The 16,186-nt window shown below is 46.2% G+C and carries 12 protein-coding genes and 1 pseudogene; 7 read left to right on the forward strand and 6 right to left on the reverse strand.

Annotated elements, in window-relative coordinates:
* Positions 1–367 precede the first annotated feature (367 nt).
* Positions 368–982, forward strand: a complete 615-nt coding sequence (locus ACQY33_RS01170) for a hypothetical protein (protein ID WP_428073325.1) — start codon at positions 368–370, stop codon at positions 980–982.
* 1,290 nt (positions 983–2,272) lie between these two features.
* On the opposite strand, the gene ACQY33_RS01175 is transcribed toward ACQY33_RS01170, so the two are convergent.
* Positions 2,273–2,965, reverse strand: a complete 693-nt coding sequence (locus ACQY33_RS01175) for a hypothetical protein (protein WP_428073326.1) — start codon at positions 2,963–2,965, stop codon at positions 2,273–2,275.
* Positions 2,966–3,516: 551 nt separating this feature from the next.
* Between ACQY33_RS01175 and mutY the strand changes: the two genes are divergently transcribed.
* Positions 3,517–4,548 carry an A/G-specific adenine glycosylase gene (gene mutY, locus ACQY33_RS01180; RefSeq protein ID WP_428073327.1) on the forward strand — a complete coding sequence of 344 codons (1,032 nt, stop codon included), beginning with the start codon at positions 3,517–3,519 and terminating at the stop codon, positions 4,546–4,548.
* A gap of 175 nt (positions 4,549–4,723) precedes the next feature.
* On the opposite strand, the gene ACQY33_RS01185 is transcribed toward mutY, so the two are convergent.
* From ACQY33_RS01185 to ACQY33_RS01200, 4 genes and pseudogenes are all read right to left on the reverse strand, one after another.
* The gene (locus ACQY33_RS01185; RefSeq protein ID WP_428073328.1) at positions 4,724–5,956 is read right to left on the reverse strand and encodes an OmpP1/FadL family transporter; all 1,233 of its coding nucleotides are present in this window, start codon (positions 5,954–5,956) and stop codon (positions 4,724–4,726) included.
* Between the two features lie 66 nt (positions 5,957–6,022).
* On the reverse strand, positions 6,023–6,676 hold the full coding sequence (locus tag ACQY33_RS01190; protein ID WP_428073329.1) for a tetratricopeptide repeat protein: 654 nt from the start codon (positions 6,674–6,676) through the stop codon (positions 6,023–6,025).
* A gap of 48 nt (positions 6,677–6,724) precedes the next feature.
* Positions 6,725–7,231 carry a deoxycytidylate deaminase gene (locus ACQY33_RS01195; protein WP_428073330.1) on the reverse strand — a complete coding sequence of 169 codons (507 nt, stop codon included), beginning with the start codon at positions 7,229–7,231 and terminating at the stop codon, positions 6,725–6,727.
* A 12-nt stretch (positions 7,232–7,243) separates the two neighbouring features.
* Positions 7,244–7,575: pseudogene (locus ACQY33_RS01200) on the reverse strand (DMT family protein).
* Positions 7,576–7,600: 25 nt separating this feature from the next.
* Between ACQY33_RS01200 and ACQY33_RS01205 the strand changes: the two are divergent.
* From ACQY33_RS01205 to ACQY33_RS01225, 5 genes are all read left to right on the forward strand, one after another.
* Positions 7,601–8,416 carry a hypothetical protein gene (locus tag ACQY33_RS01205; protein WP_428073331.1) on the forward strand — a complete coding sequence of 272 codons (816 nt, stop codon included), beginning with the start codon at positions 7,601–7,603 and terminating at the stop codon, positions 8,414–8,416.
* Between the two features lie 111 nt (positions 8,417–8,527).
* Positions 8,528–9,889 carry a TolC family protein gene (locus ACQY33_RS01210; protein WP_428073332.1) on the forward strand — a complete coding sequence of 454 codons (1,362 nt, stop codon included), beginning with the start codon at positions 8,528–8,530 and terminating at the stop codon, positions 9,887–9,889.
* A 2-nt stretch (positions 9,890–9,891) separates the two neighbouring features.
* A complete protein-coding gene (locus ACQY33_RS01215; RefSeq protein ID WP_428073333.1) occupies positions 9,892–11,148 on the forward strand; it encodes an efflux RND transporter periplasmic adaptor subunit in 1,257 nt (418 codons plus the stop codon).
* On the forward strand, positions 11,148–11,831 hold the full coding sequence (locus tag ACQY33_RS01220) for an ABC transporter ATP-binding protein (protein WP_428073334.1): 684 nt from the start codon (positions 11,148–11,150) through the stop codon (positions 11,829–11,831). The genes ACQY33_RS01215 and ACQY33_RS01220 overlap by 1 nt, the downstream gene beginning before the upstream one ends.
* A 2-nt stretch (positions 11,832–11,833) precedes the next feature.
* Positions 11,834–13,063 (forward strand): ABC transporter permease, encoded by a 1,230-nt coding sequence (locus tag ACQY33_RS01225; RefSeq protein WP_428073335.1) that lies wholly within the window; start codon positions 11,834–11,836, stop codon positions 13,061–13,063.
* Between the two features lie 333 nt (positions 13,064–13,396).
* Here the strand turns inward: ACQY33_RS01225 and ACQY33_RS01230 are convergent.
* A partial coding sequence (locus ACQY33_RS01230) for an MFS transporter (RefSeq protein ID WP_428073336.1) occupies positions 13,397–16,186 on the reverse strand: 2,790 nt, incomplete at its 5' end.

The following is a 16,186-nucleotide window of genomic DNA, read 5'->3' on the forward strand; positions in this document are numbered from 1 at the left end:
ACTTTGTATCCACGGTAGGGATAAACGAAGAACAAATACGAAAATATATAGATATGCAGGGAAAAGAAGATTTGGGGCGAACAATGAAATTGTTCGTATAGAAAGAAACCCCGGGCGTAAGCCCGGGGAGTTTCATTGTTTATAGCCCCCGGCTTGGCGGGTAATATATTTTTATAAAACCATTGCTTAGGCCGCTTATAGTGGGCATAAACAGGCAGGTGGAAAGGCGTGGTGTTAGTCCTCCCCGGGCGGTGATACAGCAACATAACGGGGTCGTAAAACGCAAGTAAGATAATAATAAATATAGCTATTTTTTAATTTAAATAAGTTATATGAGGGGCCGCACTTCAAAAGGTACAATAAATACATGAAATACGGCCGTTTGTTGTTATGGGGCGCGTTGGTATGCGCCTGTTTTTTTGTGCCCGTAAACCTTTTTGCCCAAGGTAGCGGTTTTAACGGCGCCCAATCTTGGCAGGCGTGCCGGATAGAAGCCGGGGTGGGCGGTTATTATCAGTTTACTAAGCTAAGGAGTTCCAACCTTCATGTTCCTCTTATGGATAATGACCGCGGCCTAACTGGCTATGCCGGCGTTTGGCTTACCCCGTGGCTGATGTTGGGGGGAGAATACGGCCAATCCTTATCTCGGCTGGAGCAGTCTACCCTTAAAAATTTAGATTTGAAAGAGGCGGGGGGAATTATAAAAATAAATTTCACCCCGGACACTTTCCCCCGTCAATATATCATATTGGGCGCTGGTTCCAAATTGTGGGAATATACGCCTTATTGGGGGGATAAAAATAAAGGGCATGCTGTATATTACCGTTTTGCTTTTGGAACAGACGCGGAATTTTGGGATTTTTTAGTAATAGGGGCGCAGTGGCGGCTAAGTTATGTGCCTGACCAAAAGATGGGGGCGCATTTGGAAAGAACTTCTAAATGGGATAACGCCCTGTTGCTTTATTTGGCTTTGCGTCTTTAATAGTATAAACAACGAGGGGCGGACCCCTGTTGTTAGGCAAGAAGGGGGAAACTGTTTTAAAGGGAGGGGGAAGGGGACTTTTTTCCTTTTGCCCCTCCTCTTCTTTTTATAGTTTTCCCCCACCCATAAGGCGGTGTAGCTTAAAACGCTTTTGTTTATATCCTTTGTCCCCTTTTCTAAATTTGCTGATAGAGAGCTGTTGGTAACATATCAGCCAAACGCAAGGAGATCTGTCGGTAACTTATGGCTGCTATTCTTGGTTGTTGTGGCTTGGGATATGCCCCTAAGTTAACGGGACTTTTGAAAATGTTTCATGAAAGGAAACAAGGGTTTATCTCTTTCCTGCTTTAGGTAAGGTAACTTCTTTCCGGGCGGATTTTTAATTTTTGTCTTATGTACGCGTGGGCGGATACTTTATTTGTAAAGACCATCTTATCCTAGATGGTCTTTTTTATTGGGTTTAAAAAATAAAAAAATAGCTTAATAGATACAGTAAAATATTGAATTTAAAATATACTTAAAATATAAGCATATTTTTTTAAAGTCTTTAAAATGCCTTATTTTGAAAGGGGGGTATATCTATATACCCCCAAATCAAATTTGGGCTGGTTACATATTTTTGAAAAATAATTTAAAAACAGATGTTAATTTGCGTTTGTAATAAATTGTATAAATTTATAAAAATATACAAAAATAGAGGCTGTTTTTTATTTTATAAATTTAAAAATCATATAAAAATTAATCATTGAGTTATAAATCAGGGAATCAAAATACTACTTTTCAACTTAAATAAGAGGCTCCTTTTGGTGCTTATCCGGCTTCCGATTCCTGCTAAAAAAATATATTTATAAAATGTATTAGATATATATAAAAATATTTTATATTTAAAGTATAAATAAACTTTTTTTGATAATAATTGTATGCTTATTAAAAGCTTCTTTTTTTGGTCATTTAGTTAACATAATAAAAATTATCGTTAGTTAAATGGATTTGACAAATACTCCCCCTTTTCAAATTTTTTTACATTTTTCCAGTCCACATATATCTTGTTAGTTTGTTAGGTTTTTATTTCTGGCTGTTTTTAAATTTTTTGGCATACAAAAGGGGGTATAAAATCTAATTTGAATAATTAGATTTTTAAATTGTTAGAAATAGGGGAGAGTTAAAGGTTTGGGAGTTTTATAAAGGGGGTATATTAATTGGTTTGAGTTCTAAAACTGTATATTCCCCCCTGTGTAAGAGCTGTAAAGCTGTTTGGCTGGTTTAAGTGTTAATAAGGAAGGATATTACTTACAAGTCTTCCGCTATTTTTTCTGCCAGAACTATGGCGCGGGCAAACCCTTCGCTGGATAGTTTATAGGCGCGGCTGCGTTTGCTGCCGGCGGATTCTATGCTTCCCGCCCGCATTTCAGAAAGCAGTAACCGGTCCAGCCTCCCCTCCCCATAGCCAGACTTGCGCAAAGATTTGGATAAATGCAGCGCGCTGTATTCGTTTTCTTTGCGCAATACGCGTGCGGCGGCTATCAGCACTAAGGCGGCCGTTTGCGGGGTGAGCAGGCGGCTTTTTCGGCGCAGCACCAAAGCCCCTTCTTCTACCTTAAACAGTTTTTCCCATAGAGAGGCTACCCCCTCTTGATTTAACGGTACTTCAGGGGCAAAGCCTCCTCCTGAGGCCGGGATAACGGTTGGCTGGAGCCCGGTAGGAAAGTTTGCCTCTTGCGGTATAGGCGTCTGCTTGGCGGGATATATAGGGTAGGTGGGGCGCTGGCGCGGGGCGGGCTGAACAGGGGTTTCTGGCTTAGGCAGAGGGCTTACTGAGGAATAAAGGCGTTTCCCCTCCCCCTGGGTAGGCTTCTTACCGGTAAGGTTTAAAAAATAGGCCCGTTGTTCTTCTATAAAATCTTTGGGGCCTTGGGCTTCAAACTCCTCTCCGGAAGGAAGTTTAAAGCGTATTTTAAAAATTTGTGTATCCTCTGTTTCCATGGTCAAATCCCGCTCAGAAAAAAGTTATCCACCGGGTTTATCCCCGGGTTACGACATATAATACAACATTAAATGACATATGTCAATATATGACATTTAATGTCGTTATATGTCAATATCTGTTAACAACTCGCATTTTCCGACGGTAAAAAGCATTTTTTATGAGTGGAATTGTTTGATTTTTAGCTATCTTTGCAGGCAATTTAGGTTAACATATGTCTTATAATCAGGTTTTTTATTGTTTCTGTCTGAAAAATTAATGTTATAAAATGGCGGAGTGTATTTAAAATGGAAGCTTGTTTTGACAGAGAAACAGAGAGGCCTCTTCTTTTATAGTCAGCAAAAACAGGATTGATTTTTTAAAAATATGGAATTATTTTGCCGTGTGTAAAAAAGACCTGCTTTTTGAGAAATTGTGCGAAATAATTTGAAATGCAAAATTGGCGTTAATTTTGCATTGTTGATAACTGGAAGCCTTGCCCTAAAACGGAAAGGTGTTTTGGTTGGGGTAAATTGCTAAAATAGGATTATAGTCTTAAGAAGGTTTGGAAATGTTTCCTTTTTCTGAAATTTTAATTGCATGGTATCACCGGCATAAGCGGGATTTGCCTTGGCGCAATACCCGGGACCCTTATTTAATATGGATTTCTGAAATAATCCTCCAACAAACCCGTGTAGCCCAGGGGATGGATTATTACCGGCGTTTTGTGGAACGTTTCCCCTCCCCCTCCACTTTAGCTGCCGCCCAAGAGGACGAAGTATTAAAGCTTTGGCAGGGGCTGGGCTATTATTCCCGTGCGCGCAACTTGCATGCGGCGGCCAAAAGTATGAAAAACGGTGTTTTCCCCTCTTCTTATAAAGAGGTTTTGGCCTTAAAGGGGGTGGGTCCGTATACGGCGGCGGCAGTTTGCTCGTTTGCTTACCGTATGCCGTATGCGGTGGTGGACGGCAATGTATATAGGGTGCTTTCCCGTGTGTTTGGGGTAGAGTCTTCCATAGATACGGCGGCGGGTAAAAAGGAATTTTCTTCTTTAGCCCAGCAAGTGCTGGACAAGCACCGGCCCGACCTGTTCAACCAAGCCATTATGGATTTTGGCGCCCTGCAGTGCATACCTCTTAATCCGGAGTGCGCGGTGTGCCCCTTTATGTCGTTTTGTAAAGCCCGGGCAGGTAACTTGGTAGACAAGTTACCTGTAAAATCAGGCAAGACGCCGGTGAAAAACCGCTTTTTTTATTACCTTTATATAGAGCAAGGCAATACGGTGTGGTTGAACAAGCGCCCCGCCGGGGATATTTGGCAAGGATTATATGAACCCCCTTTGGCGGAAGGAACCAAGGCAGATTTGCCTGCCGAGGAAGTTTTTAAAGAAAAAGGTTTTATTCCTTCAGCTTTAAAACCCAGTTATGCGGCCGGGCCGGTAAAGCATATTTTATCCCACCAAACCATATATGCTTATTTATATAAAGTGAAACTTTCCCCCCGCATGCCTATGCCTACCCCTTTTCTTGCCGTGCCCAAAGAGAAAATGAAAGACTATCCTTTTCCCCGCTTGGTACTTAAATTGTTGGATAAAGCCAGTTAATGAGCCCGTGTTAATACGACACAGACACTTTATTTGACTGGTATGGTTGATATTATAGCGGGTAGAAAGCTCTTGCTGTAGATGAAGAGTGTAGTAAGGAATACTGCATTACCGGCTAAGGATAGTAACGAATAAAAACCCCCCAGTTGTCTGGGGGGTTTAGTGATTATTTTATTTAGAATTTGTATCCAACCGTAATGCCAAAGATATCGCTTTTGCCGTCGGTATATTCAATAGGCGTATTGGATAACTGATGGGAATATCCGCTCAAATCTTTCCCAAAAATGTGGGCATAGGCTAAGTCTACGCTCCAAGCGTCTTTTTGGTATCCCAACCCTACGCTGGCGATATGGCGGTCATCCACGGGGACCAGGGTGTCCATTTCCTTGGGGTTGATGGGGGATTTGTCAAATACATATCCCGCGCGCAGCGCCCAGGTGGGGTTTAATTTGTATTCCGTACCAAAGTTTAGGCGGTATACGTCTTTATATTTCTTTTGGTTGCGGATAACGGGGCTGGTTTCGCTGTCTTTGTACTGGATTAAGATTTGGTCGTAAGCGCTCCAGAACGTTCCCACGATGCCGGCTTCCAACGTCCACTGTTCCGTAGGTTTGAAAGACAACCCGGCGGAAATGCTGTCCGGCAAAGAAATGGAACCTTCTGCGTTGGCACCATGAATATTAATGGCGGGGAAGGTTTTTCCATTGGTTTCTATGCGGCCGTTTAAATTTTGTTTTACTTTACTGCGGTACATAGCGCCCAAGGCCCATTTTTCCGCCCACTCCGGTCTGTAAATAAAAGAGAAGTTTCCCCCCCAGCTTACGCCAGAGCCGCTGATTTCAAAATTTCCCCCGTTAGCCGGGCCCGCCAAATTAAAATAAGAAGATTGAGAAAAACCAATCACCATGGCTTCCAACCCCATGGCGATGGAAATTTCATCATTGGCTTTTACCGCAATGGTGGGAGTAAAGGAAAAAGTTTCCAGCTTTACTTTGTAAGCCAAATTGCTTCCCAGCCATGTTTCCACGGGAGAGTTATATTCCCCCCCCAGTCCATAGCGGGAAAAACCGCCTAAGCCCAGGGAAATTTGGTCGCTCCATTTTTTGGTAATAAAAAAGTTGGGCAAATACCAAATATCATTTTTCAGCGAGCGGGAATCCCCGGCCACGCTGGTGGTGGCGTCCGCCGTTACCATGGTTAAACCAACTTGAAGCTGGGTTCCGTCCAGCTCGGTAATTAAGGCCGGGTTTACGGCTAGGGAAGCGGCTTCCGCCGTATTGGCCATCGTAGCGCCGCCCATAGCGGTGCCGCGGGCGCTGTATTCATACAGCGCGAAACCCGCCCCGTAAGACGCGGCGGATACTGACATGAAAGAGACTGCCAGTAATAATGCGGTTAATTTTTTCATAGCGTTTTAAAATGGAAAATAGACATAAAAAACCCGCCGCTGGCAATACGGCGGCGGATTTTTTAATTATTTTTTAAGTTCGTTAATTTTGTCTTGGGCAAAAGAACCCCAATAGCTTTTGGTGTAGTTTTCCAAGATTAATTTGTAGGTTTCCAAAGCTTCTTCTTTTTTGCCCGCCAATTCCTGAGACATAGCCAGCGTAAAATAAGCCTGCGGCAAGGCGTAGCTGGTGGGGTGTTTTTCAATAAAGTGCTGCATGACGTCAATAGAGTCTTGATATTTTTTCATTGCCTGGTATGCCGCGCCCAAAGACAAATCCGCCACTACGGCCACTTCTTTATTTTTGGCGTTGGCGTGCAAGTCTTTATATATATCGGCGGCTTGGGCGTAGTTTTCTTGCGCGTACAGCATGTCCGCTTTTAGCAGTTGGGCATATTGCGCCGCGTCTGAACCCGGATATTTTTTGTTTAAGGTGTCCACTAAATAAAAAGCTTGTTCCTGCCCGGCGGTAATCAGCGCAATCTGCGCGGTGTAATAATCCGCCCAGGAATTTTCCTGAACCCGTTTGGTGTGCGCTTGATAGGCTCCTCCCAATACGGCGGCTACCACCAGCACGCCTAGAGCCGTAAGTACCGCTTGTTTGCGGCGTTTGCAAAAAGAGCCGAATTTAATCAGGCCCGAAGTTAAAAAATCTTGATTTTCTTGTTGTTTGTTAGCCATATATTTCATTATAGTAAATGTAAGGTTTAAAAAAAACTTTCTTGCCGGTTATTTTAAATCTTCCGGCGTTAATTGGCGGCACTCAATGCCGTTTCTTTCCAAAAACACAATGCCTTCTTGGCTTCTGTCATACATATTTAAATAATAAACGTGTTTAATTCCCGCGCTTACAATCACTTTGGCGCAGTGCACGCAGGGGGACCACGTCACATAAATGGAAGCCCCCGCCGTGGAAATACCGTTTTTTGCGGCAAAGGCGATGGCGTTTTGTTCGGCGTGCAGCTCATTGGAAATGGACCATTTGCCGTGCAAGTCGTAAAAATCGCGGCTGGCCACAAAATCCGGGTATGAGGGATATTTGTCGGCAAATTCGTTGCGGTAAACCTTGGTAAAATGTTCTTCACAATGTTGTTGTCCGGTAGGGGTGCCGTTAAAACCAATGCTTATGACGCGGTTGTCTTTCACTAATACGGCCCCTACATTCAAACGGCAGCAGGTGGATTGCTCCGCCACCAGTTCTGCCATTTTAATAAAAAGTCTGTGTTTGTTTTTCATAGTGCGGTTATTCTACCATTTTTTAAATACAAAAAATACCGCCGCCACCAAGCATAAAAACCGGCCAGATGGTTCCATTTAAAGCTTTCTTTGAAATACAAGACGGAAAAACCCGTAAATACCGCCAAGGTAATGACTTCTTGCATTACTTTTAACTGGGTAACGGTAAAGAAATTACTGCCAATGCGGTTTGCGAGCACCTGAAGGCAGTACTCAAAAAACGCAATAGACCAGCTGGCCGAAATCACAATCCAGAGGGCTTTGCTTTTGTATTTCAAGTGGCCGTACCAGGCCACAGTCATAAACAGGTTAGAAGCCGTAAGAAGGGCGATTGTTTTCCACATATTTTATATTATAATAAATATCGTTATGGCAAAAAAAGTTTGGGCAATAGTTTTTATTGTGCTTGTAATGGGTATAATTGTACATTGGGGCGGAAATTTTTTTAATTCCAAAAACGCTCTGACCATTTTACCTGCTCCCCCCGCCGTGTTTACGGATACTCAGCCCAGCCGGCAGGATGTCTCCACCCCCTCTCCTATGATACGGCAGATTCCGGATGTGGATTACAGTTGGCTGTTTCGTTCCTCTACGGGAAGACTCCGTGGAAAATTAACAAATTTGCCCCTGCCTGACGCTCCTCAGTCTGTTGCGGTGAAGGCTAAGCCGCTGCGCCCGCGGTATTCTAAGTTTCTCCGTTATGCTTATCAGCCGCCCCTCATAAAAAATGCGCTGGCGGCCTCGGAACGGTGTATGGTTTTTCCAAACAATTCCGATTGCCGCGGCCGAGGAATAGAAGAAAACATACGGGCGGATTATGTGGTTGACAATAATCGTATTAACCGTATCATTTATGATGTTTTCTCCCGGGAACAAATATCGGACACCATTATTTGGTTGGACCCGGTCAAAAAGCCGCGGGTAGAGTACATGTATACGCAAAATTATTTACCCAGCTCCGAGTGTTGCAGCTTGGCCCGTTGGATATTTGACCGCAAGGGAAACATTTCCCATATAGAACTGACAGACGAAAAAGGGCGTTTTGGCATAGTGAAATACGCCCCTAACGGCGCTATTACCCAAGACACTACCCCTTTGGGCGGCCCGATCCCCAAAGATTATACAAACCGTCCCCGCAGGTATTGCGATATCCATCCTTTTGACAGTGAAATTTGCTCTTACTAAAATACATGTAATAAAAGAACGGCTTTTTGTGTTTTAAACAAGCGGGTAGTGTTTGTTTATTTTATTTTTTCGTGCCGGTTTTCCGGTGTAAATTTATATAATATGATGAAGATGAAAACATTTAAAATTTGTACGGTATTATGTACGGCGTGCGTGTTGGGCGCGCTGGATAACGCGTGGGCGGAAGTGATTTCCCCCCAGCCCCGTACACAGGCGCAGCAGGAGAATGTTTCTCCCGCGCGGCGCGGCGCTGACGGAAAACATATTGAAGGGTTAGATGAAGCTTTAACTTTACAGCAATGCATTGATATTGCTTTGGAAAACAGCCCCTCAGCCATTGCCGCCCGTTTGGCGGTAGCCACGGCCGAGGCGGACGTCAGCCTTTCCAAAAGCCGCTTTTTGCCCACGGCCAGCGCCGGGGCCCAGCAAGGGTATGATATTACCAAAGTGCCCGGCTCTTCCCGTACGGACCACGGCACCACCAATTCTTACGTGGAGGCATCGTTAACTATCAGCGGTATTACGGATTTAGCCCGTGATGTAAAAGTATCTAAATTAGCGTTAGAGCAAGCCAAATTGTCTTTGGAAAAAACGGAACAGGAAATTTATAAAGACATTAAGAGCAAATTTTACGCTTTGCTTTCCGCCCAGCGCGCCGTGGCCATACGCACCCAAGCCAGGGATTTGTACAAAGACCAGTATGAACGTACCAAAGCCTATTATGATAACGGCCTGCGTCCTAAAGTGGACGTTACCACCGCGGAAGTAAATTTAAACAACGAGGAATTGAGCCTTATCCGCGCCAAAAACTTGGTGTCCACTTCGTCTGCCCAGCTGGCCAATGCCATGGGCGTTCCCGCCGGGCATACGCTTACGCTGGACGATAATATAGACGAAAGCCAATTTTCCATTACGCTTGATGAAGCCGTCCGCACCGCTTACGCCCGCCGGCCGGACGTGCTGTCTTCCCAGACGGGGCTTCAAATAAGCCGTATTAAACTAAGCCAGGCTAAAGCCGCTTATTGGCCTACGTTTTCTTTCTCTGCCAGTTTTGGCAAAAGCGGGGATGATTTTTATTTGGACAATGAAAACACCAAGCTGTTGGCTTCGGTAGAACTTCCTTTATTCAATGCGTTTCAAACGTATAACGGGGTAAAACAGGCCAAGCTGTCTTTGGCAAACGCCGTAAACAGCGACCGCAGTTTAATGAACGACGTTTTCTTGGAAGTGCAAAGCGCTTTTATCAAACTGCAAGAGGCAGAGGAAAGCGTTCCGATAGCCAAGCTAAACGTTCAAAAAGCCAAAGAAAATTTGGATTTGGCCCAAGGCCGCTATAACGAAGGTATCGGGGATATTATTGAATTAAAAGATGCGGAAGTTTCTTACACGGATGCGGAACTGAGTTATCTTACCGCCCGTTATGATTACGCCACCGCCGTGGCGGAGCTGAAACAAGCAATGGGGATGAAATAGATATGAAAAAGGTAAAAGGTATTTTTAAATTTCCGGCGGCATGCTGGAATTGGTTTAAACGGCTTGGCCTGTTTAAAAAGATAATTATTGTGGCGGTGTTGGCTGCCGCTGTTTGGTACGCGTGGACGTTGCTTTTCCCCGCCAAACAGCCGCCCCGCTTTCAAACGGTGCGTATAAAAAAGGGTGATATCGCTGACGTGGTGGAAGCCTCCGGCCCGCTTGCGCCTATTACCACTACCCAGGTGGGGGCGTTGGTTTCCGGCGAAATTTTAAAAATTTACGTGGACTATAATACTCCCGTTAAGAAAGGGGATTTGCTGGCGCTGATTGATCCCACCCAAATCCAGGCCGATTATGACCAGGCCGAAGCCAGCTTGTCTTCCGCCAAAGAAAGTTTGGAATCTGCCAAAATGGCTTATAATTTAGCTACTTTAAACCGGGACAGATACCGTGACTTGTTTGCTAAAGATTATGTTTCCAAATCCAGCTTGGAAGAATATGAACTGGCCTATGTAAACGCGAAAAGCTCTTTAAATTCAGCGGAGTCTGCGGTTATCCAGTCCCAAGCCCGGTTAGACAGCGCCAAAAAAGACTTGGATAATACCCGCATTGTCGCCCCGTATGACGGCGTTGTGCTTACCAAAATCGTAAGCGAGGGGCAATCCTTAACTTCCGGTTATGCCACGCCTGAAATGTTCACCTTGGCGCAGGATTTGACCAAAATGCAAATTGAGGCCAAAGTATCTGAGGCCGACGTGGTAAAAATCAAAGAAGGGCAAAAGGCGGAATTTACCTTAGACGGTTACCCGGACCAAAAATTTGAGGGTACCGTGCGCCAAGTGCGTACCAACTACTCTGCTTCTTCGTCTTCTTCCAGCGGGTCTTCTTCCACCACTACCTATACGGTAGTAATTGAGGTGGATAATACGGAAGGAAAATTTATGCCGGGTATGACGGCTACCATTACCATCAAAGCCCAAGATAAAAAAGACGCCCTGTTGGTGGCCAATGAGGCGCTGCGTTTCTCCCCTTCCAGTAATGACCAAAAATATGAAACCACCGGTTTATGGGTGTTGGATGACCCCGAAGCGGAACCCAGACGCGTAGGCGTACGCGTTGGTATTGTGGGCACCACGCAGACCGAAATTACCGAAGGTGACGTGAAAGAAGGTGACCGTGTCATCGTGCGTGAAAGCGGCTCCGCGGCGCTTACCATGGCCAATACCGGCCGTCCCCGCCCGGGCGGAAGGAGACGCTGATGCCGTTAATTGACACCCAAAATTTATTTAAAATTTACAAATTGGGCGACGTGGAAGTCCGCGCGCTCAATGATGTAAGCGTCAGTGTGGAACGCGGGGAATTTGTGGCGGTAATGGGCCCCAGCGGTTCTGGCAAGTCTACGTTTATGAATATTTTGGGTTGTTTGGATAAACCCACCAAGGGTAAATATATTTTAGACGGTATTGATGTAACCGCTACGGATTTATCTAAACTGGCCGGGGTAAGAAACCGCAAAATAGGCTTTGTATTCCAAGGGTTCAACTTAATTAAGCGCACTACGGCCTTGGAAAATGTAGAACTGCCCATGATTTATAACCATACCCCCATGCATTTGCGGCGGGAAAAAGCCATGGAAGCTTTAAAAGCCGTTGGGCTGGAAAAACGCGCTTACCACTTGCCTAACCAGCTTTCCGGAGGGCAGCAGCAGCGCGTGGCGATTGCCCGCTCTTTAGTGTGCGACGCACCCATTATTTTTGCCGACGAGCCTACCGGTAACCTGGATACAAAAATGAGTATAGAGGTAATGGAACTGTTTACCCGCTTAAACAAAGAAATGGGCAAAACCATTATTCTAATCACGCACGAGCCGGACATTGCCGAATACGCCAGCCGCCTTATTAAGTTTAAAGACGGCCAAAAAATAAGTGACGAGAGAAAATAACTATGTTAGATATGCTTTATTCTATATTTCGCCTTTCGTTAAAAGCCATATCCGCCAATAAAATGCGCGCCGCTTTAACCAGTTTGGGTATTGTTATCGGCGTGGCGGCGGTAATTACCATGTTGGCGGTGGGCAGCGGAACGCAAAAAAGCATGGAGGAGCGCTTTTCCCGCTTTGGAACCAATATTTTGTATTTGCGCCAACCGTGGGATTTGGACGAAAGCATCTCCTCCCCCAAAGACGTTACCATGACGGACGTTTTAGCCATACGCAAGCTGCCCGGTGTGGAAGCGGCGGCCCCGTACATCAACTCCGGCTTTGAGGTAAAATACGGCTATACGTCCACTTCTTTGGACGTATTGGCTACCGATACCGATATTTTTAAAACCTATGACTGGGAGCTGGAAAGCGGGCGGTATTTTAATGAAAAAGAAGTGGATTCTTACGCGCAGGTAATGGTGCTTGGCGCCACCGCGGCCCAAACCATTTTTAATGATATGGACCCGCTGGACCGTACCGTGGTGCTGGAAAATATCCCTTTTAAAGTAGTGGGGCTGATGAAGAAAAGTGGACAAGGCGGCATGGGGTTTGACATGGACGAAGGGGCCCTTATCCCCTATACCACCGGCAAAGTAAAAATGAACGCCGGGTGGAACAGTACAGACCGCCGCGCGTTGGACCGGGTAATTATCCGCGTGAAAGATTTTAACACCATTGAAGACACCAAACTGGATATTATGAACACCGTGCGCAATACGCACCGCATACATCCACTGGCGGCGGATGATTTCCAGCTGGACGATTTCGCCTCCTTTGTGGAAGAAGCCAAAAGCGCCAGCAAAACCATGGGGATATTGTTGGGCGTGATTGGGGCGGTTTCCTTGTTGGTAGGCGGTATCGGCGTTATGAACATTATGCTGGTGTCCGTGACGGAGCGCACGCGTGAAATCGGCATCCGTATGGCCATTGGTGCCACCAGCGCGGATATACGCCTTCAATTCTTGGCGGAAGCCGTCACCCTTTCCTGTATTGGCGGGTTAATCGGGGTGGTGCTGGGGGTGGGCGTGAGCCTGTTTGTGGGGGCGCATTCCACGTCTATTCCGGTGCAGCTAAGCTTTTTTTCCATTATATTATCAGTGGGTTTTTCTGCCGCTACCGGGGTGTTTTTCGGGTTTTACCCGGCTTATAAAGCCTCCAAGCTAACCCCTATAGACGCTCTGCGTTACGAATAGCCGTTTGTTTTTTGGGTTTTACCGGGCCGTAACCTTGTTTTAATGGTTACGGCCTTTTTATGTTATTTTAACCCTAAAGCGAGAGATGTTTTTGGCGTGTGTATTTCACCGGGGGTGATTTTCCCCCTTTTTAGTGTTTTTGTTTCCAGACAAGAAAGGTTGCCTTTTCCCTATTTGGGGCAAAACCAGCAGTTTGGCTACCTTGTATGCTTGATGAGAAAACGCCTTGTATGCGCAATTTTTTATCAAGGGATTAGAAACAATATTTGTTTTGAGCCGGGACGATGAAGCAATAAAAAACCTCCTTAAAAAGGAGGTTTTTTATCTATGTTTTTAATTTTGTTCTTGGGGTGGATTGTTTTTTTGCGCTTTAGCTTCTTGGGCGTTTTCTTTTTTGATTTTTTTCTCCATTCTGAATAATAACCAGTTAGCCAGTACAGCCATAATTCCCGGAATAGCTATTAAGGCCAAGGCCATACCGGCTTTTTCGCCCACTATACCGGTGTTTATACCCCATTGCCCGATATTAGCCAACCACAGCGGCCCTACCGCGCAAGAAATGGCGGACGCGATGATTAAAGACACCATTCTTGTTTGGGTTTGGGGGTTTCTGGCCGAGGCCCCAAACAGCAGGGCAAATAAGGAAGAAATCCCTATTTGTGCCAATGTTAAAGCGATGCTAAACACATAAGCGTTGCTTTGCGCATACGGAAAGGCAACGGCAATTCCCGCCAACGCTAACGCAGCGCTCAGCGTCATTTTGTAATTGGGGAAAGTAGCCAATACCCAAGGGGATATCATTCTTCCTATTAAAAATGCCGCGGCGTATTGCATCATTGTCAGGAAGTAGCGGGTTCCGTCCGGTATGCCCATGCTGGGCAGCAAGAACATCAACCCGTTATGAATGGTTACTTCAATTACGTTCATCAAGAAGGCGGCCGGAATTAAATACTTGGCGGTGGGTTCTTCTTTAAATAAAGAAATGTACCCGCTGTTTTTAATTCTATTCCACAGGCCCTTTTTAATTTTTTCCGGTTGGGAAACAGCCTGTGTTGTTACGGCTTCCTGAGCGGCGGCTTCCGGGGCGTCCCCTTCGCCTTTTATATTGGGTAAATTAGCCAGTAAAAACACCGTCGCGCCTAAAGCCATTACCGGTAAGGGAATGACAAAAGCGTAACTCCAGTCTTTATGTAACAGAGCCGCCGCCGCCCACGGGAACAAGTAAGTCATAATAATACCAGCGGAGCGGAAAATCTGCATTTTGATGTTGCCTTTTTCCAGGGTGTTTAAGCGGTCTTTTTCCGGTACGGTAGCCATTTCCGGGGCTACGCGGGTTAAGTGTTCAAACACGGCTCCAATGGAGCTTTGGATAAAAATCATACCCATACTGGCCGTGGCTATTGCCGCCAAAATGCGCTGGAAGTGTGCCTGGGTATCCACGTCCGGGGTAAAAGAGCCGTTCAACCCGCATAAGAAGATTCCCCCCAAAAGGCCGGTAATATTTAAAGCCAGGCCCAAACCTAAAGTTCTTTTGGCGCCCAAGCGGTTGTGCAGTGTGGAACTTAACATAGCGCCCAAAAAGTAAGGCAGGTAAGTGGCAACGGTTACCCAGCTGTTGTCATCCATGTTGAGGCCTAAGCTCATCCCCAGGTCTGTCATTACGGGGGAGGCCACTTCCAGCCCCATTAAAAAGCCCATAGAGTATATAGTGTAGGCGCTGCCTTTATAGGTTTGCGGGAAAATATTTTTTAAGCCAACTACCGCTTTTTTAGCCGCTTTGGCTAAAGAGAATATCGGCAAACCGCTGTATAAATAGCCGGAAGAGTTTTTCCCTTTGACTGACGGGCTTAAAAATTTCCAGGTAGCGGCCGCCGGCTGTAAGGCCAAAGCGGGGGCCAGCGCCGGGGCAACCTCTTTAATGGGAGTAAAAATCTCGGCCTGCGGCAATTTAAACCAACCGGGGGTTTCCATACTTCTTGCCCCCCACTTGCCAAAGGAAAGAGGTTTCACTTTAGCGGGTTCCGCCATATAGAACGGAGCTCTTGTAATGGGTTTTGCCGTTATGGACGAGGGAGTCCATTTAAAAGTGCGCGCCGTTTGCGTACCGCGCCCCAAGGTTTGCACCCACTCTGTTTGTGCGGCCGCTTTTAACGGGGCGGCTCCGCGGGCGGCCATTAAGGCTTCGGGGCTGCCCATATTGAGCAATAAACTTAAATTGAGCGCAAAAGCCCGGTCCCGCAGCACTTTTAAAAATTGGGAACCTTTTCCAAACGTCCATTTGTCTACTTTAGCGTCAAAAGCGGCCTGCCGCGCGTAGCGTGCGTTGGCGGCGGCTTGTTCCGCTTTGTAAACGTCGGTTTGTTTCCAGGCGGCGTCTCTTTGTACTTTCTGTTCCGTTTGGGCTATTAAATCTTTATCTATTTGGCGCGAGCGGGCCTGGTTCTGCCGGGCCCTGCGCAAAGCCGCCTGCTGGCGGGCCTGTACCAATTCCCGTGCTTGGATTTCCGCCGGTGTCAACGGTTTTTTAGCGGCGTTCAAGCGCGCGGCTTTGGCTTTCGCAAAAGCGGCTTCTTTGTCAAAAGCGGCCGACGCAAAATCCGCCGGTTTGGTTTTATATACAGCCGTCTGAGCCGCCGGTTTGGCGGCAGCCGGTTTTAAATTTTTGACAACCGGTTTAGGCAACAGGCTTTGAATATTTAAGGTATTGCGCACACTGCCGGCAATGACTTCAGAGGCGGAAGCCACCCCATACTTCTGCAAACGCCCTAATCTCACTACACGGCTTAAATTCTTGCCCAGGCTTAACCCGTTCACCGCTTGACCCGCTCTGGCTAACTTAATCAAACGTACCCCGCTGCGAAGACCCTGTACCCCTACCTTCACAGCGCTTACCACCAGCTTCGTACCAAATATCAGCACCAAAGCCAAATCTATACCTTGCCCTATCCGATGCGCCGTCTTCGCGTTTGAATAGCTCTTTATCTCCGCCGCGGTCGGCTTCACGCGCTGGCCCAGCCCCGCAAATACACCTTTGCTCCCGCTCTTCTTATAACCGGCCGCTAATAAATTGTTTATGTATACCCGCGTGTACGGATCCAAATCCTCTTTCCCGGAGTAATACAA

The sequence above is a fragment of the Candidatus Avelusimicrobium aviculae genome (genome assembly GCF_949292495.1).
Lineage (GTDB): Bacteria > Elusimicrobiota > Elusimicrobia > Elusimicrobiales > Elusimicrobiaceae > Avelusimicrobium > Avelusimicrobium aviculae.

Coding starts and splice junctions, on each gene's coding strand:
- ACQY33_RS01205 (WP_428073331.1), top strand. CDS start 7,601: ATGGCAAAAAAAGTTTGGGCAATAGTTTTTATTGTGCTTGTAATGGGT.
- ACQY33_RS01185 (WP_428073328.1), bottom strand. CDS start 5,956: ATGAAAAAATTAACCGCATTATTACTGGCAGTCTCTTTCATGTCAGTA.
- ACQY33_RS01175 (WP_428073326.1), bottom strand. CDS start 2,965: ATGGAAACAGAGGATACACAAATTTTTAAAATACGCTTTAAACTTCCT.
- ACQY33_RS01215 (WP_428073333.1), top strand. CDS start 9,892: ATGAAAAAGGTAAAAGGTATTTTTAAATTTCCGGCGGCATGCTGGAAT.
- mutY (WP_428073327.1), top strand. CDS start 3,517: ATGTTTCCTTTTTCTGAAATTTTAATTGCATGGTATCACCGGCATAAG.
- ACQY33_RS01170 (WP_428073325.1), top strand. CDS start 368: ATGAAATACGGCCGTTTGTTGTTATGGGGCGCGTTGGTATGCGCCTGT.
- ACQY33_RS01220 (WP_428073334.1), top strand. CDS start 11,148: ATGCCGTTAATTGACACCCAAAATTTATTTAAAATTTACAAATTGGGC.
- ACQY33_RS01190 (WP_428073329.1), bottom strand. CDS start 6,676: ATGGCTAACAAACAACAAGAAAATCAAGATTTTTTAACTTCGGGCCTG.
- ACQY33_RS01210 (WP_428073332.1), top strand. CDS start 8,528: ATGAAAACATTTAAAATTTGTACGGTATTATGTACGGCGTGCGTGTTG.
- ACQY33_RS01195 (WP_428073330.1), bottom strand. CDS start 7,231: ATGAAAAACAAACACAGACTTTTTATTAAAATGGCAGAACTGGTGGCG.
- ACQY33_RS01225 (WP_428073335.1), top strand. CDS start 11,834: ATGTTAGATATGCTTTATTCTATATTTCGCCTTTCGTTAAAAGCCATA.